Source organism: uncultured Campylobacter sp., from assembly GCF_937890585.1.
Taxonomy (GTDB): domain Bacteria; phylum Campylobacterota; class Campylobacteria; order Campylobacterales; family Campylobacteraceae; genus Campylobacter_A.
The window spans coordinates 1-14,301 of the sequence record NZ_CALACG010000309.1; the positions used below are offsets into that span (position 1 = coordinate 1).

General features: G+C 39.3%; 23 protein-coding genes. 3 read left to right on the forward strand and 20 right to left on the reverse strand.

Going from position 1 to position 14,301, the window contains the following annotated elements; translation table 11 throughout:
* Both Q0296_RS09205 and Q0296_RS09210 read left to right on the forward strand, forming a co-directional pair.
* Window positions 1–426, forward strand: a 426-nt coding sequence (locus Q0296_RS09205; RefSeq protein WP_298039704.1) for a hypothetical protein, incomplete at its 5' end; no start/stop codon positions are given.
* 120 nt (window positions 427–546) lie between these two features.
* Window positions 547–1,029 carry a hypothetical protein gene (locus tag Q0296_RS09210; protein ID WP_298039706.1) on the forward strand — a complete coding sequence of 161 codons (483 nt, stop codon included), beginning with the start codon at window positions 547–549 and terminating at the stop codon, window positions 1,027–1,029.
* Between the two features lie 17 nt (window positions 1,030–1,046).
* On the opposite strand, the gene Q0296_RS09215 is transcribed toward Q0296_RS09210, so the two are convergent.
* The 14 genes from Q0296_RS09215 to Q0296_RS09280 form a co-directional block, all read right to left on the reverse strand.
* Window positions 1,047–1,679: a protein-L-isoaspartate(D-aspartate) O-methyltransferase gene (locus Q0296_RS09215; protein WP_298039709.1), complete on the reverse strand. Its 633-nt coding sequence runs from the start codon at window positions 1,677–1,679 to the stop codon at window positions 1,047–1,049.
* Between the two features lie 60 nt (window positions 1,680–1,739).
* The gene (locus Q0296_RS09220; RefSeq protein ID WP_298039711.1) at window positions 1,740–2,507 is read right to left on the reverse strand and encodes a carbon-nitrogen hydrolase family protein; all 768 of its coding nucleotides are present in this window, start codon (window positions 2,505–2,507) and stop codon (window positions 1,740–1,742) included.
* Window positions 2,508–2,999: a hypothetical protein gene (locus Q0296_RS09225; protein WP_298039713.1), complete on the reverse strand. Its 492-nt coding sequence runs from the start codon at window positions 2,997–2,999 to the stop codon at window positions 2,508–2,510.
* Window positions 2,986–4,008, reverse strand: a complete 1,023-nt coding sequence (locus Q0296_RS09230) for a ribonucleotide-diphosphate reductase subunit beta (protein WP_009494790.1) — start codon at window positions 4,006–4,008, stop codon at window positions 2,986–2,988. Before Q0296_RS09230 ends, Q0296_RS09225 begins: the two co-directional genes overlap by 14 nt.
* A 71-nt stretch (window positions 4,009–4,079) precedes the next feature.
* Entirely contained in the window at window positions 4,080–5,204 is a 1,125-nt protein-coding gene (locus Q0296_RS09235) for a PepSY domain-containing protein (protein ID WP_298039717.1), read from the reverse strand.
* A gap of 81 nt (window positions 5,205–5,285) precedes the next feature.
* Window positions 5,286–6,026, reverse strand: a complete 741-nt coding sequence (locus Q0296_RS09240; protein ID WP_298039720.1) for a spore coat protein — start codon at window positions 6,024–6,026, stop codon at window positions 5,286–5,288.
* Window positions 6,027–6,457: 431 nt separating this feature from the next.
* Window positions 6,458–6,736, reverse strand: a complete 279-nt coding sequence (locus Q0296_RS09245) for a type II toxin-antitoxin system RelE/ParE family toxin (protein ID WP_298039723.1) — start codon at window positions 6,734–6,736, stop codon at window positions 6,458–6,460.
* Entirely contained in the window at window positions 6,730–6,972 is a 243-nt protein-coding gene (locus Q0296_RS09250; RefSeq protein ID WP_298039726.1) for a hypothetical protein, read from the reverse strand. Before Q0296_RS09250 ends, Q0296_RS09245 begins: the two co-directional genes overlap by 7 nt.
* 44 nt (window positions 6,973–7,016) lie before the next feature.
* Window positions 7,017–8,471 (reverse strand): phage terminase large subunit, encoded by a 1,455-nt coding sequence (gene terL, locus Q0296_RS09255; RefSeq protein WP_298039730.1) that lies wholly within the window; start codon window positions 8,469–8,471, stop codon window positions 7,017–7,019.
* Window positions 8,425–8,931 carry a hypothetical protein gene (locus Q0296_RS09260; RefSeq protein WP_298039733.1) on the reverse strand — a complete coding sequence of 169 codons (507 nt, stop codon included), beginning with the start codon at window positions 8,929–8,931 and terminating at the stop codon, window positions 8,425–8,427. The genes terL and Q0296_RS09260 overlap by 47 nt, the downstream gene beginning before the upstream one ends.
* A 10-nt stretch (window positions 8,932–8,941) precedes the next feature.
* Window positions 8,942–9,337 carry a hypothetical protein gene (locus Q0296_RS09265; RefSeq protein WP_298039736.1) on the reverse strand — a complete coding sequence of 132 codons (396 nt, stop codon included), beginning with the start codon at window positions 9,335–9,337 and terminating at the stop codon, window positions 8,942–8,944.
* 96 nt (window positions 9,338–9,433) lie between these two features.
* Window positions 9,434–9,772 (reverse strand): hypothetical protein, encoded by a 339-nt coding sequence (locus tag Q0296_RS09270; protein ID WP_107790782.1) that lies wholly within the window; start codon window positions 9,770–9,772, stop codon window positions 9,434–9,436.
* Window positions 9,769–10,005, reverse strand: coding sequence for a hypothetical protein (locus Q0296_RS09275; RefSeq protein ID WP_298039745.1), 237 nt, complete (start codon window positions 10,003–10,005; stop codon window positions 9,769–9,771). Before Q0296_RS09275 ends, Q0296_RS09270 begins: the two co-directional genes overlap by 4 nt.
* On the reverse strand, window positions 10,002–10,304 hold the full coding sequence (locus Q0296_RS09280) for a hypothetical protein (RefSeq protein ID WP_298039749.1): 303 nt from the start codon (window positions 10,302–10,304) through the stop codon (window positions 10,002–10,004). The genes Q0296_RS09275 and Q0296_RS09280 overlap by 4 nt, the downstream gene beginning before the upstream one ends.
* Window positions 10,305–10,452: 148 nt before the next feature.
* On the opposite strand from Q0296_RS09280, the gene Q0296_RS09285 reads away from it, so the two are divergent.
* On the forward strand, window positions 10,453–10,677 hold the full coding sequence (locus Q0296_RS09285; RefSeq protein ID WP_298039751.1) for an XRE family transcriptional regulator: 225 nt from the start codon (window positions 10,453–10,455) through the stop codon (window positions 10,675–10,677).
* A gap of 1,091 nt (window positions 10,678–11,768) precedes the next feature.
* On the opposite strand, the gene Q0296_RS09290 is transcribed toward Q0296_RS09285, so the two are convergent.
* The 6 genes from Q0296_RS09290 to Q0296_RS09315 all read right to left on the reverse strand — a co-directional run bounded on the left by Q0296_RS09290 (window position 11,769) and on the right by Q0296_RS09315 (window position 13,999).
* On the reverse strand, window positions 11,769–12,215 hold the full coding sequence (locus tag Q0296_RS09290; RefSeq protein ID WP_298039754.1) for a hypothetical protein: 447 nt from the start codon (window positions 12,213–12,215) through the stop codon (window positions 11,769–11,771).
* A 136-nt stretch (window positions 12,216–12,351) separates the two neighbouring features.
* Window positions 12,352–12,474, reverse strand: coding sequence for a hypothetical protein (locus Q0296_RS09295; protein ID WP_298039757.1), 123 nt, complete (start codon window positions 12,472–12,474; stop codon window positions 12,352–12,354).
* Between the two features lie 66 nt (window positions 12,475–12,540).
* Entirely contained in the window at window positions 12,541–13,311 is a 771-nt protein-coding gene (locus Q0296_RS09300; protein WP_298039760.1) for a phage antirepressor KilAC domain-containing protein, read from the reverse strand.
* Complete coding sequence (locus Q0296_RS09305; protein ID WP_298039763.1) at window positions 13,289–13,525, reverse strand: hypothetical protein; 237 nt, start codon at window positions 13,523–13,525, stop codon at window positions 13,289–13,291. The genes Q0296_RS09300 and Q0296_RS09305 overlap by 23 nt, the downstream gene beginning before the upstream one ends.
* Window positions 13,526–13,529: 4 nt before the next feature.
* Window positions 13,530–13,790 carry a hypothetical protein gene (locus Q0296_RS09310; RefSeq protein ID WP_298039765.1) on the reverse strand — a complete coding sequence of 87 codons (261 nt, stop codon included), beginning with the start codon at window positions 13,788–13,790 and terminating at the stop codon, window positions 13,530–13,532.
* Window positions 13,787–13,999, reverse strand: a complete 213-nt coding sequence (locus Q0296_RS09315; RefSeq protein ID WP_298039767.1) for a helix-turn-helix domain-containing protein — start codon at window positions 13,997–13,999, stop codon at window positions 13,787–13,789. The genes Q0296_RS09310 and Q0296_RS09315 overlap by 4 nt, the downstream gene beginning before the upstream one ends.
* Window positions 14,000–14,301: the final 302 nt, after the last annotated feature.

Genomic DNA, 14,301 nt, shown 5'->3' on the forward strand with positions numbered 1-14,301 from the left:
GGTCATTACGGACTTGGCTTTTATGGTGGTTATGATTTTGATAGGTATAGAGCGTATGGCGGCTACTACTACGACTTTAAGGCTAGAAAAAATGCTGGCGAGTCAGACGCAAAATGGAGCAAGCACAAGCTTTTAGCCGGCGCTGACTACACTCCAAATATCACTGAAAATTTTAAAGCTGTACTTGGCGGATACGCTGGCCTTGGTTATTTAAGCGTTAGAGAGAGATTTGAAAACGAAACTAGCAAGAAAAATTTCAAAGGTTTGCTAGTTGGCGCAAAAGCAGGCGGTATCTACTCATTTGACGCTCATAACGCGCTTGAGTTTGGTTTAAAGGCTGATAAGACATTTTATAAGAAAAATAGCGGCGCTCAGCTAAGAGATACAAGTGTTGGAATTTACACAGGTTACACTTATAAATTCTAAATTTATGGCAAGGCTTAGGCTTTGCCCCTCCCAAAAAACTCAAATTTGATCTTAAATTTATAACTTATGCAACCTTTAAGTGATGCGAGGTAGAATGACTCTTATCTAAAAAGGAGAAAAATGAAAACAAAATCGCTTCTTGCCATTGTGCTCTGTGCCGTTTTTAGTAGCTTTGCCTTTTGCGAACCACTAAGCGAGCCAACGCTAACAAAAAGTAGAAATTTAGTTGGCCAGACGGTACCAGGTGCTATTTCGAGCATCAAGGTAGCAAAAGAGTATCAAGCCAAATTTGATAGCGCAAAGCCTAGGATGCAGGAATTTTTAGCAAATATGGCATGCTATAAGGCTAATAAAAATGATAAATTTATGGAAGGTGGCACAATGGCACCTGCGCTACGAAGAGATGATAGCCATTTTAAAAGGGCTAGTGGCACTTATAGCGACAGCGTCGATATCTTGAGTATAGAAAATGTGAAATTTATCGCCAAAAACGCATTTAGTTTTAGCGTTACATTTATCACAGCAGATGGCGAAGAGGTAGCAAAATTTGATGATATTATATTTACGCAGCACCCTAGCGGCGAGTGGCTGGTTAGGTGGTAGTTGTAGAGGTAAAGCCTCTACTCTCTGCCTTCAAGAAGTGGCACAAAAAGGCACTCGTCTAAAAACTCTTTTTCTAAATTTCCACTCTCGTCTTTTCTAAATTTAGCGATAAACTGCTTGCCATCCTTTTTCATCGGAGCGACCAAGATGCCGCCATTTTTTAGCTGGCTAAATAAATTTGGTGAGATCTCATCAGCAGCAGCCGAGAGTAAAATTCTATCAAACGGCGCGTAGCTTCGCCAGCCGTTGTTGCCATCATCATATCTTACGTGCACGTTTTTGATCTTTAACGTCTCGAAGCGTTTTTTTGCCTCCATGGCTAGCTTTTCTATGCGTTCGACGCTAAAAATTCTATGTGCGAGCTTGCTTAATATCGCTGCTTGATAGCCGCTGCCACAGCCTATTTCTAGGATGTTATCCACGTTTTCGCACTCTAGCGCCATCGTCATCTTTGCCACAGTTAGCGGCGAGCTGATCCACTGATTGCCCAGTATCGGCTGCGCGTCAAGCTTGTAAGCATGTGCAGGGATAGGCACGAAAATTTCACGCTCGGTTGTTGATATCGCGTCATACAAAAGCGGACTGAGCGTGATCTCATCGGCTATGTCGCTAGCTAAATTTTGGCATTTTATCGCTTCTAATTGGGTCAAAATTTCTATCCTAAACAAATTTTAAATCGCTATTATACGATTTAAAGCTTATCTTAAAATTTATAAAAGCCCTAAATTTTTCTTTATCTGCGCTATCAAATTTGCGTCAAAAACCGCGCTTGCTTCTAGCGTGCCATCTGGCAAAAAGACCCCGGCGACTTCAAGATCTAGTGAGCTTGAGATCATGACGTAGCAGTTATTTGCGATCGCAAGTGCCTTGCAAAGGCTAAGGTAGGCTTCCTCTCTAGCCTTGCCCCACATGGCTGGCACCATGATGATGTCACATCCCTTTAGCTTTGCCCAAAGTCTGCTATCACGCAGCTCAAAGCATATCAGAACGCCAAGCTTTAGCCCTTTAAAGGTAAAAGCATTTATATCGCTCACCTCACCAGCGGCAAAGATCTCGTGTTCTAAATTTGGCCTAAAAAGCTCAGCCTTAAACTGCGAATGAAAGACGTTATTTGAGTTAAGAAGTAAAAATTCGTTATAAATTTTTGGTTGGTGCGGATTTAGATTTGAAATTTGAGCGAGCCCTGCGCTTTTGTTTAGGCTGCTAAGGTGCGTAAAACCTAGAAATTTATCTGGGCTAAGCACCTCTTGCAAGCGCTCAAGCAGCATCGCATCAAAGCTGCCTATCATGCCACCAAGCATAGCTTTGTTCGCCCCAGCAAAAAAGCCGTCGAAATCATAGCCGCTGATGCAAAGCTCGCTTGCAAGCAGGAGCGAATTTTTAGGTGCAGCCTCGACTAAATTTGCAAGCTCCTCTAGGCGATCTGTTGTATTTTTTGCCTTTAAAGTTAGACTTATTAGGTTTAAATTTTCGCTCATCTATTTTTCAAATACAAATATCATAGGTTTTTCATCATGGCAGTCTTTTGGAATTTTGTAGTTTATATCCGTGCCACCGATGTTTGGCGTAGCTTTTAAAATAACGCTTATAGCTGTGGTTTTGTCTTCCCTCTGCGAGAGCGAGTCGTTAAAAATCCAGACCTCGAAGCCAAGACCTCTAGCCTCATCATGCAAGACCACTCTTATCTCTTTTAGGTCTTTTGCCTCAAAGCCACACTGCTTGTTTATGTCAAGCATCACGTCATTTCCTAGAACAGATCCTAGCGGTGCGAAACTTGGTGCAATTTCGCCGTTTGGCATCTCTTGATAGACTTCCGCTTGGCTTGTCTCTTTTACTTTAACAAGTTTGTGGGCGGGGAAATTTACGAGATTATCTCGGTTTGCCATGTCAACGATCCTTTGGCTACTGCTCGCACACCCAGCCAAAAGCACGCAGGCAAGGGATAAGATACTATTTTTAAAAGTCGTCAAAGCTGATACTTCCTTTGCTGTAGTTTGTCACCTTTGCTTCAAAGAAATTTGACTTTTGGTCGTTAAATTTCGCAAAGTCATCGACCCATTTGATCGGATGAGCGACGTTGTATTTGCGTTTTAAACCGATCGCAACTAGGCGCTGGTCGATGAGATAGTGGATATACTGCTCGATTATATCGTCAGTAAAGCCCATTATTTGGTTTTGGGTGATGTATTTGCCCCATTTTATCTCTAAATTTCCAGCTTTTTCAAACATATCATAAATTTTCGCCTCAGTCTCAGGCGTGAAAAGGTCAGGCCTTTCCTTTCGGACTGAATTTATCATGTTTTGAAACAAAAGCAGGTGCGTGATCTCGTCACGTTGGATGAAGCGGATCATCTGTGCTGAGCCTAGCATCTTGCCAGCGCGAGCTAGAGCATAGATTGCCGTAAAGCCGCTGTAAAAGTAGATGCCCTCTAAAATTTGGTTTGCCACCATCGCAAGAAGCAGCTTCTCGTCAGTCACTTCGCCTGCAAGCTCCTCATAGACGCTTGAGATGTAGTCGTTTTTCTCGCGCAATACGTCGTCGTGCTTCTCCATCTCGTAGATGAGGTCGGTGTTGTCACAGATCGCCTCGACCATGACAGCGTAAGACTTGCTGTGGTTTGCCTCTTCGTAGGCTTGGCGGCTTAGCACGGCGTTGATCTCTGGTGCGGTGATGTAGGGGTTGATGTTGTCAGCTAGGTTGTTTGTCTGGAAGCTATCCATCGAGATGAGCTGGCTCCAAACTAGGTCGTACATGCGCTTTTCGGCCTCTGTGAGGTTGTAGGCGTAGTCGCGCACGTCGTCTGTTGTATCGACCTCTTTTGGAAACCAAGTGTTTGCCTCCATGAGGTCCCAAAGCTTTAACGCCCACTCGTATTTTGCCTTGGTGAAATTTAAAATGCCGTGTGGGTTGCCGTTAAAGACTCTTCTGTCGGTCAAATTTTCATTTGAACTTGGGTTGTAAATGCGTTTTCTGTTCATAAATTTCTCTCTTGTTTGTGGTAAAAATTTCTTAAAATCTTACCCAAAGCAAGGTAAAAATTTACTTTTATTTAGACGGCTTTGCTCCTTTTTATGGTCATCAAAAAGCCAGTTATTATGAGTAAAACGGTGATCACGCAAGAGATGGCAAAGACGACCTGACCGATCTCGCCAAAGATCTCTCCAGTATGCACACTAAGCACTTTGCGGCCAGCCTTTTTAGCCTCTGGGATGCTTTCAGCCTTGCTAACAAGCTTATTTTCTTTTATCTTGCCAGCGCTTGCGTCAAGCTTTAGCTTGCCTACCTGACTCTCGGCTGTTTCGTAGTTTATGGTGTAGGTGCTTTGGTTATTTTCAGGCACGTTTATCGTGAGTGATTTTAGCTCTAGCGTGATATTTTCTTTAAAAATTTGCTCTGCAGACTCGATCTCTTTAAATTTCTCATCACTTATCGGGATCAAATTTCGCTGCGGTGCTGATTTTTTCATCTCGCTTGGTTTTAGGTCGAAAAATATGCTATTTACGCTGCTTCGCACCCAGCCATAAGACCAGTAAAGACCAGTTAGCGACATCACGACAAGCAGGATCGCCACGTAGGTGCCAAGGCTCGTGTGGAGGTTGTAAAAGCAGGCGTAGCCCTTTGCGTTTGTTTTGATCTTTAGTGAATTTAGTAAATTTCGCTTGATCGCTGGTGCGTAGAGGATGAGGCCGCTGATGGCAAGAAGCGCCATGATGATGGAGCTAATGGCGACTATTTGCTTGCCGATGTTGGCTGATACTTTGTCGTTAAGCAGGGCAAGGCCTAAATTTCTATGCAGGCTTAGTATTATCATGCGAGTTTTCTCGCCCAAGTCTTCGCTGATCACTTCGCCGGTGCGGGGATCGACAAAGAAATTTCGGAGTTTTTTGTCTTTGGTGACGCTGATGCTATAAGCTTTGTTTTCGCCGCCGATTTGCACGTTTTCAAGCGTGTCAAATTTGATCTCGTCTTTTGCCTTGGCGAGGATCTCGCTTAAGCTTAAATTCGGCTTTTCGCTAGGTGCTAAATTTATATATTTTTCATTTATCACAGATTTTATCTCTTCTCTGTAAGAGGCAAATGGCGCTGCAAGCGTCATGATAAGTAGCGGTATGGCAGCGATTAGACCGATTATTAGGTGGATGTTGAAAATGATTTTGTTACGCTTAAAAAGCATATATCTCCTTTTAGATTTTAATAACGAATATTAATTTATTTTTTGTTAAGCAGAGATAAAATTTAGAAGATTATTTTTTAGTTATCTGGATGTGATTTTGGATTTTGCGGCTGGCAAAAGAAGCTCAAATGTTGAAATAGCCGCATTTAGATCCTTTTTATCTAAAAATTTAAACGGCCTTAGCAGGTAGAAAAATGACTTAAATTTTACTATTAAGCGCAAAGAGTGCTCGTAAATTTCGTCGCCATTAGCATTAATGTACTCATCTATCACCTCTTTTACAAGTTCGTTTGAAATTTTTTGTCGGTAGAGCTCGTGGATGAAAACTAGTAGGTCACGGCACTTTTGAAGCTCCAAGTCTTTGCTAAAAAATTTTGACTCAAAATCTAGAAATTTTATCTCGTCATTTTTTATGGCGATATCCCTGAGTGCTGGGCGTCCGTGTGCAAAATTTAGCGTGTGAAGTCCAGCTAGTGCGCGGGCTGCTTTTAGTAAAATTTCATGCTTAAATTTTTCATCGGTGCTATATTTAAACAGCCTAGCAACTGGCTCGCCAACATCTTCTATAACGAAAAAATCATCACTTTTTAGCACGAGTTTTGGCGCAGGAGCATTTGCTTCGTTTAAAATTTCAAGTTTTTTTATCTCGGCAGCAAATGACTTATAAGGGTTTGGTTTAAAAATTTTAGTTAAAAAGCTGCCATTAATGGTTTTTTCAATGCGTTTTAACCAAAATTTTTGCCCATCAAATTCAAAGCTAAATACACGCTCATCATAGTGATTTTTTAAAATTTCATTTACATATTGTTTTAAATTTTGCATTTTGTTAATGTAGCGAAAGAATTCTAAATTTTTACATATATTTGACGTAAAATTTCATGAAAAAGGTGAAAATATTTGTAAACAAAAAAGAGAGTAAAATCATGGTGGAGTTAAGCGAAAAATGATTTTAGCTTTAAAGTCCGTTATTATCGTATTTTTAGAAAATTAAAAGCAAGATTTTTTACACTCAAACTTACATTCGAGCTTTTAAGGTTCAAGTGATTAAATTTTTGGTTATGAAAAGTTTAGTTTTCAATACAAAATAATTGTAAGTGCCTAAAATAGGGGATTGTAAAGTAGTAAAGTTAAATGGTTTAAGTTTCGGACGCTTAAAGTGGTCGTTTTGGCTTAAGAAAAATTAGTTTTCATCTCTTTTTTGCTCGAAAACTTAATTAAGGTTATTTTGTGAAACATTATCGCTTTTATACGTTTCACGCTCCCCACTCGTTAGCCTTGTAAATGCCTAGCACGTAAATAACCTCATCATCTATCAAGTAAGGTATCACATAACCTTTAAAAATCAAGTCGCGAATGCTCTTATCGTTAAAATTAATAGACTTGCGGCAAATAAAAGGTGTCTGTGCCGTGCGTTCTATCTTTACGATAAGTTCGTTTCTAAATTCTCGCGCCCTGTTTGGATTATCTTTTGCGATAAAATCAAACACTGCTTTTAATTCGAGGTTAAAGCGTGCTGTGCGTCTAATTACCATTTTTCCATCTCGGCTTTTAACGTTTCTAGTGGATAGGTTTCAAGCTCTCCACGTCTGATAGCCTCAACGTCCGCTTCATAATCGGCTATCCTTTGCTCCATCGTCTTGCCGTCGTCGTAAATCGGATAATCCTCATCGATAATTAGCTTTTGATTAGTCGTATTAGCTAGAGCCTTGCTTATCGCTACTATTTGGCTTATTAATGCTTCGTCTGCTTGTATGGTTAATGTCTGCATTTGTAACCCTTTCTTTTGATTATTTTAGCTTGTATTGTTAAAATTTAGTCTGAAATATGCCCCCAAATACCACTAGGCTTATTTTTAAACTCACTAATTGCCATTGTAAGCGTATCGACTTGGTCGTCGTGCAAGTGGCTATTATCGGCGGTAAATTTCTCGCACTCATCTACAAAATCACTAACCCACGCTGCAACACTAGGCAAATTTACATATCCGCTTTCAATGTAGCCTACAACGTCTAAAACTCTAGTGTATTTATCCTTTTGTGGTGTTACGGCTCTTACTGGGATATTGTTTTCACGTTTTATCTTTTGTATTAGCCCTGTTCCGCTTGATTTGTCCTCTATGTAAAACATTAGTCCGTTATATGTTGATCTATGCTTGGCAAAAAAATCTTTAGTAGTATTTTCAAGCTCTACTGCGTCCCATTTGCCACGTTTTAGGTCTAGTAGATAAATGGCGTTGTCGTAACCTAAGCCAGCTAATAATAAAACGCTGTAATCGTTTTGCTCGCCAGTCTTTTGGGCTGTATCCATAAAAACGCCTACACGCTTAATTTTTGGTGCTACATCATAACGACCAAACCACGCCCCTTGTATAATATCTCCGCCCTTAGTGCTTGGGTGCTGTTGATAAAGGGCGTTCCACGCATAAGAGCCTAAGGCACTTTTTATTTTTAATAGTCTATTTAAATCGTATCTTTCTGGGTGTAATGCCTCTCCCTCTTTTCGGTGCTCCTCGTCGTATTCGGCTATTGCTGGAAAAGATAAAATCTCCCATTTATCGCCCTCTTTTTGAGCTTCTTGAATTAATCGCCCTGCTAAATCGTCCTCATGCCACCTTGTCATACCTAATAATATGCCACTCTTAGGGCTTAGTCTTGTATAAAGGGTTGTAACATACCAGTCCCACACTCTATCTCTAAAAGTTGCACTATTTGCTTCTGCTGCGTCCTTGATAGGGTCGTCAATAATGGAAATATCTGCACCCATGCCAGTAATACCTCCGCCTACGCCTGCGCTCCTATACGCGCCTGTGTGTCCTACAATCTCAAATATTTCGCTATTTCTAAGGGCGTTTTGCGTTACGGTTACGACACGTTTGGAGTTTAGCTTTGTTTCTGGGAAAATTTCCTCATATTTTTCACTCATCATAATACGCTGCACGTCCCTATTCATTCTTGTACTTAAATCGCTTGAATAAGAGCTGGCGATTATTTGCAAATTTGGGTTTTTGCCAAAAGCCCACGCTGGAAAAGCCCTACTAAATAACTCACTTTTACCACTTCTAGGCGGAGCAAATATCATTAGGCGAGGTTGCTTACCCTCCATTACGTTAAGATAAAATCGCTCTAGCTTATTTGCAATTTCTTTGTTAAACCAGCCGACCTGATAGTTAGGGTTAATCTCAGTTACAAAACGGATTAGGCTACGTCTTGCCAGCTCGTTTTTAATTTGCTTTTGAGAGTATTGCGTCAAGTGTTTCGAGTTCATCATTACTTAACCCTGATAAATCTAGCTCTGGCTTTTGGTTTTGCTGTGTATTGTTATTGTTAATAATCGTTTGTGGCTCTTTGCCTAGTATGGTCTCTTTATTGCGCGCGGTTATCCTGCTATGAGCTTCAATATCGCCTATTGTTTTGGCGGTTTTTAGCATTTCATTAGCTCTTTTTTGATTTGTTAATGCTGCATTTTGAAAAAAGATAAGGTGTTTTGTAGCCTCACTTATTACCTCATTTACGCTGTTAATTTGTTGTAAATTTTCGTCTGCTAACTCCGCTTTAAAGGCTACTTCGGCGTTAATTTTTTCTTTAAATTTTGGTGTTAAGCCCTTAACTATCTTATGCACTGCCACGTGGCTGACTCCTGCCCTTTCTGCTATTTGCCTAATCGAAAAAAATCCAGTATGAAAATCCGCTAATATTTTTTCTCTAATCTTGTCTGTTACTTTTGCCATTGTTGCTCCTTTATACATCGTTTTTTTGCATTTTAACTTGCTCCATTTCGCATTTTTGCAAAATGGATTTTTCGTATTCGCAATTTGGATTTTGTATCGCATTTTTTACATATCGTTTTACGCTCGCCTTTGCTCTGTCTGGCTTCATTCTATTTGTCATAATCCACTTGTAAGCCTCTAGCGGCAAAGCGTAAATTTTGGCTAGCTCTTTATCGTATTTACTTACGTTCATAACTCGTAAATTGTTAATAATAGTTTCGTCCGTGTATGGGCTGTTAAATACTTTTAGGATTAAAAAGGCTATTTCGGTTAAGTAATAATCGTCTGCTCGCTTCTCCCAGTCTGGGTAAAACTTATCAAGGATTTTGAAAAAGGTTTCTAGCGTGTTTAACTCTTTTGGTAGCATTGATTTAGCCTTTTTGATTTTTTCAGTATTTTACGAAAAAGGCTGTTTATCCTCTCGTGGAGTAAATAGGGGCTAGCCTCGCCCCCTTAGATTATATTAGCTTGCTTGCATATCGTTTTGTAAGCTCGCACCTTTTAAGGGCTTATGCCATTTAAAAATCCCTTTGGCTTCTAGGGGATTATTTTTGTTAAAGTCCTCTTTGCTTTTATCGCTAGGGCTTAGGCGGTCAAGCTGTCTTTTTAAGTGCTTCAATTGTGCTTCTGCGTGCCTTAGCTCGTTAATGTAATAATCTACGAATAGCCACGCCTTAGCACCTGCTTGATAAATGGCTTTTCTTTTGCTGAGGTTTTCGCTTTGCTCTAGTGTGCTTATTAGCTCATCAAAGCTTCGAGCCTTTTCAAGCTCGTATAGTCTTACGTATCTCTTGGCCGTCATTTTCTTTGCTCCTTAGTCGCTTTTGTGTCTTTTAGTGCATAATCATCAAGCGTTGAGGCAATATCGAGCAAAATGCCACTTAGTAGATAAGTAGCGTTTAGCCTCTCCTTGTCGTCAATACTCTCGTGTTTATTTGCTAGTGCCAGCATTAACGTTGATACTTGTCCTAATACGCAAGTTATTTCAATGCCTAACTCAAAATTCTTATTGATTTCGTTAAAAACTAACTTCATTTTTGCTCCTTTAGTGATAGTTTGTTTTTTAGCTCTGCGTTTTCTCTTTTTAGCTCGTCGATTTCATCGCACAAGGCTACGTAATAGATAGTCAGTTTCTCACACTTTGCTTTTAGCTCCTGGATAGTTTCTCGCTTGCTCTCTATCTCTTTTAAGGCGACAATATTGCTGCAAAAAATATCATATCCGACACAATAAAGCACCTCATCGGTTAGCTCTACGTTGCCAGCTGTCATTTTGATTAACTTGTTGTATTTCTCCTTGCTTGGTGTTTGGTTTGGGTTGGTTAAAATTAACATCTTTCTTACTCCTTTAAATATGCATTAGCATTAAAATATTTTATAAATTATATGCTTATGCACTTTAAAATAAACTTAATAAAATATACATAAGCATTTTTTAATTAGTTATTTAATATGCTAACGCATATTTTTTAAAGGGTTAAAAATGGATAGAGATGAATTTAACGAGCTCATGAAACGTGCAGGGCTTAATAAAAAACAATTAGCAGAAATTTTAGAAACAAGCTATCAAGGTGTAAATAGTTGGGGGACTAATGGGCGAGGTTATCCGTATTGGGTAAAAAGCTGGCTTGAAAATTACATTAAGTCGCTTGATATGGATAAAATCGTTGAGGTAGTCAAGCCCTACACTGAAAACCAAGAGGATTAATATTATTTGTAACGAGTTCGTCCGTTACATGTAACGTTACACGTGTCACCCTCTAGGGTGTCAGCTGTGACATCATCTAAAGCTACCTAAATTTAACTTATTACCCTCTAGGGTGTCATCACAACTGACCCCCTTTAAGCTGTATGAATTTAACTCACCCAGCTCAAAATTACGCTTAGAATAGGGCTTTTACGCTCTTTCTAGTTTTGCCACTTTGGTTTATCTCGCTCGTTTTTTTAACCGCCGACCCCTGATTTTTTTTAACCGCGACCGCGATTATTTTTAGCCCTCTTAATAATTAATTTTTTCACTTAAGGATAAGGGGAGATTTTTTGTAACAAAAAGGTCATTGTAGGGTAGTTTTACTAGGGCACACTATACGTTGCTTTTCTTAAATTGCGATTTTCGCTCGTGCGTGGCTTGCGTGCTAAGCTCTAGCCCTGCGGTGCTGGCTTTGATTTTTGATTTTAAAAGATAGACGAAAAACGCTAAAAAAATGATAGCGAGTGATATTTTCTGCAGTATCCTTTTTTATGAAACCTTAAGCAAGCAAAAAAAGGGCTGTTTTGGCTTAAGGTTAAAAGCCGTTTTCATTTTTTTGTGAAATCAATTTTTTTACTAGGTTTTCCTTTTTTTTGTGGATAACCTGCCCCCTTTTGTAAGGAGGGGGTATTTTTTTCACCCCCTTGCTGTCATCGTTCCAGTTTTTTCTGAAACGATGCCCTAAATTAAACTTAGGTCATCTTTTAAAGCTGGCTACGTTTAACGTATGGAGCTTTTACGTTTCACTTGCAAGGCTCAAGCGTTGATAATAGGGTTATTTGGGTTTCATTGTTAGAGCTAGTTGGACGGATAGCCTATTTTTAGGGGTCGGATCGTGTCCTTAATTTTAAGGGGACGGATAAAGCTCACGTTTAAGGGCTTTGATACGTAAGCCAAAAAATAGGCTAACGCATAAAATAAGGGCTTCACTCGCCCAAAAATTAGGGGCAGTAAATTCATCTTGCATTGAGGTAACGAGCCAAAATCTCGGCTGGTTATGCTCTTAGCTCTCTTTTGTTATCTTTTGACTTGTAGGGCTTGATTGTGTCTTACTCTTTCGTGGTCTTGTCTAGTATGGATTTAAACTCATCTAGGGCGTAGGGGAGTTGTAAATTTAGCCTTTGCTTGAGTGGCAAGGGATTATCTTTGCTTTTGGGATTTATGCTTACTACGGCTTCGGCTCGGTAGATAGGCAAGTTTAGATTATTCTTTTTTGCCTTGTCATAAAAATACACTCTAGTTAATACATCGTTGTTTTTTAGATACTTGGTATTTTCAAAACTAATAACCTCATCGCAAAAGGCTTCAAGGTTAAAGGGGCTATCCTTATCAAAACAAAGGTCAAGCGATGAAACGTTATTTATCACGCCTAGTAGCTCCGCTATTAACTCTTTGGGTGGTGGTGTCTTGTTATATTGCCTAAGCCCATAAACTTCAAATAACGCCTTTTGTGGTTCGTTGCCTGACGATTTTAAAGTAGCGTAAAAAATAGGCAAGTCACTAAGAGCATAAATATTAACTATTTCATAATCTCGAAACTCAAAACGGCGTTCTATCTTGACGGCTTTTGCTGTCTGCTTATCCAGCTTTTGCCATTTTTTGCCATAAGCCTTTGCTATGCTTTTTAAAAGATCAATTTTTTTTATGGGTCTTTTGCGTAATAGCTTTTTTGAAAAATGTAGCCCTTATCGTGTCTATGTGAATTCCACTCTCGGCTGGGTTGATAATGCTCTCAACTTCTGCTAAAATATCCATTGAAATTAACTTTTAAATAAAGGGCGGCTAAACTTGCTCGGCTTGACCGCCCCTAAAATTCTTTAATTAACTCTTTATTCGAGGCGTATTTTTAGCTTTTATAGCCTCGATTAGCTTTTTAGCTAACTTTACTTGACCTTTTGGCGTTATTAGAGTGATGAGGCTTAGCCCTCGCTCGCCGTTTGGCTTCGTAAATGTCTGCGGTTTGCGCCTAAAATAGCCCATATTTAGATATTTTTGCAAAGGTTCGTTATTAGACATCAAAATTCCCAGCTCGCGCATTAGAGCGAATAAGCGTATCTCGCCCGTGTCTATGCTCTTATCTTTATTGCAAAGGATTTTCGCATATTCACCTATTTTAATATCGCCCTTGCTAACCTCAACGGCTCGCGCGAAATCTACATAAGGCGCGTCAGCTTCTATCCTATGCTTTAGCTGTTTGTTTTTGTCTTGTTCGTCTGCGTATCTTAATGCCAGTTGTGCGAATACGCGCGGGTCTGCTAAGACGTTTTGAATATCCAAAGGGCGGTTACTGCTGTTTAGGATAAAATCGCTCGCCCAGTCTCGAAATAAAATCGTCTGTGGAGTTTCGCGCAATTTAAAGCCCAAAGTAATAACGCCCTTTTTAGTCCAAAAAGTTTGCTTTGCGTTACCTGTCAGATTTTCTGACAGATAGAAATGCACGCCCTCGACGTATTCGCCCGTCCTCTTTTGTTCTCTTACGGTGCTTTCGCTAACGCCAAATCCGTCTGAGACTTGCTTATTAGATAAGCTCCACGTATCGCCATATTCTAAAATCTCTAAATTTAGATCATTAAATGCTACTATTGCTTTCATCGTTGCATCCTTGTTCTGTTAGTTCTCTTACCTGCTTTCTTGGGTTTTTGTTAATGTAAAATAGGTCGTAAGCCATATTTATTAGCCCTTGTGGTGCTTCTTTCACACTCAAAACGCCGTAAGCTCTTAAATGGCTAGTAAATTCTTTTAGTTTTTTAGGTTCAATAGCGATAATCGCTCCGCCTTTGCCAGCTGTTGTTATTTGAAGTTTCATCTTTTTATCCTTTCTTGCGCTGTTTAAAAAAGCCGTTTATTAGCTTTTTGTTTTTGTCCTTTAGTTTGTTTAAGCCCCCTGCTAGTTGTAGCGATGTATCGTAAAAGCTAAGGGCTACATCTAACGCCTGCTTTGTTTGTTCGCTTATCTCGTCGTTGCTTATGGCTTTTGATAGGCTAGGGTTACGCTCTTTTACTATTAGCATAAAGCCTAAGTAAAAATCCTCTTCGCTCATATCGTCATATTTTGGTTTTAGGGGCTTCATCTTTCGCCCCCTTGTGGTAATGGTCTGCCCTCGTTTTGTCTTTTGTTAATAAAGGCTTCTATCTCATCTCTTTTAAAGCGTTTTGTAACATTTGTAAAAAAGATAGGTTTCGGAAAATCGCTTAATTTCTTGTATCTGTAAAGTGTTGATACTCCCACGCCTAAAAGCTCTGCTGTTTCTTTTGAGCTTAGTAGTGCTTTGTTTTGCATTTTTAATCCTTTTATATGTAATTTTTCTCAAATGGTTAAGCCTAAATGCTTGCAAGCTTGATATGCTTAAATTGATTTGATGTGAGAATTATGCGAGTTTTAAAAAGATAAGGCAACGAAAAATATTTTTAGTCGTATATACAAAAACTATGATTTGAGGGTAAAAATTTAAAGGATTTTAATATGTATTAAACATAAAAGCCCTAAAAGTAGGGCGTTTATAATAACTAAAAATAATTTTCGTCATCTTGGGTGTCTTTATCTTTCGGATAAAAAAACTTATAAATTTTATTTGCTAAAGT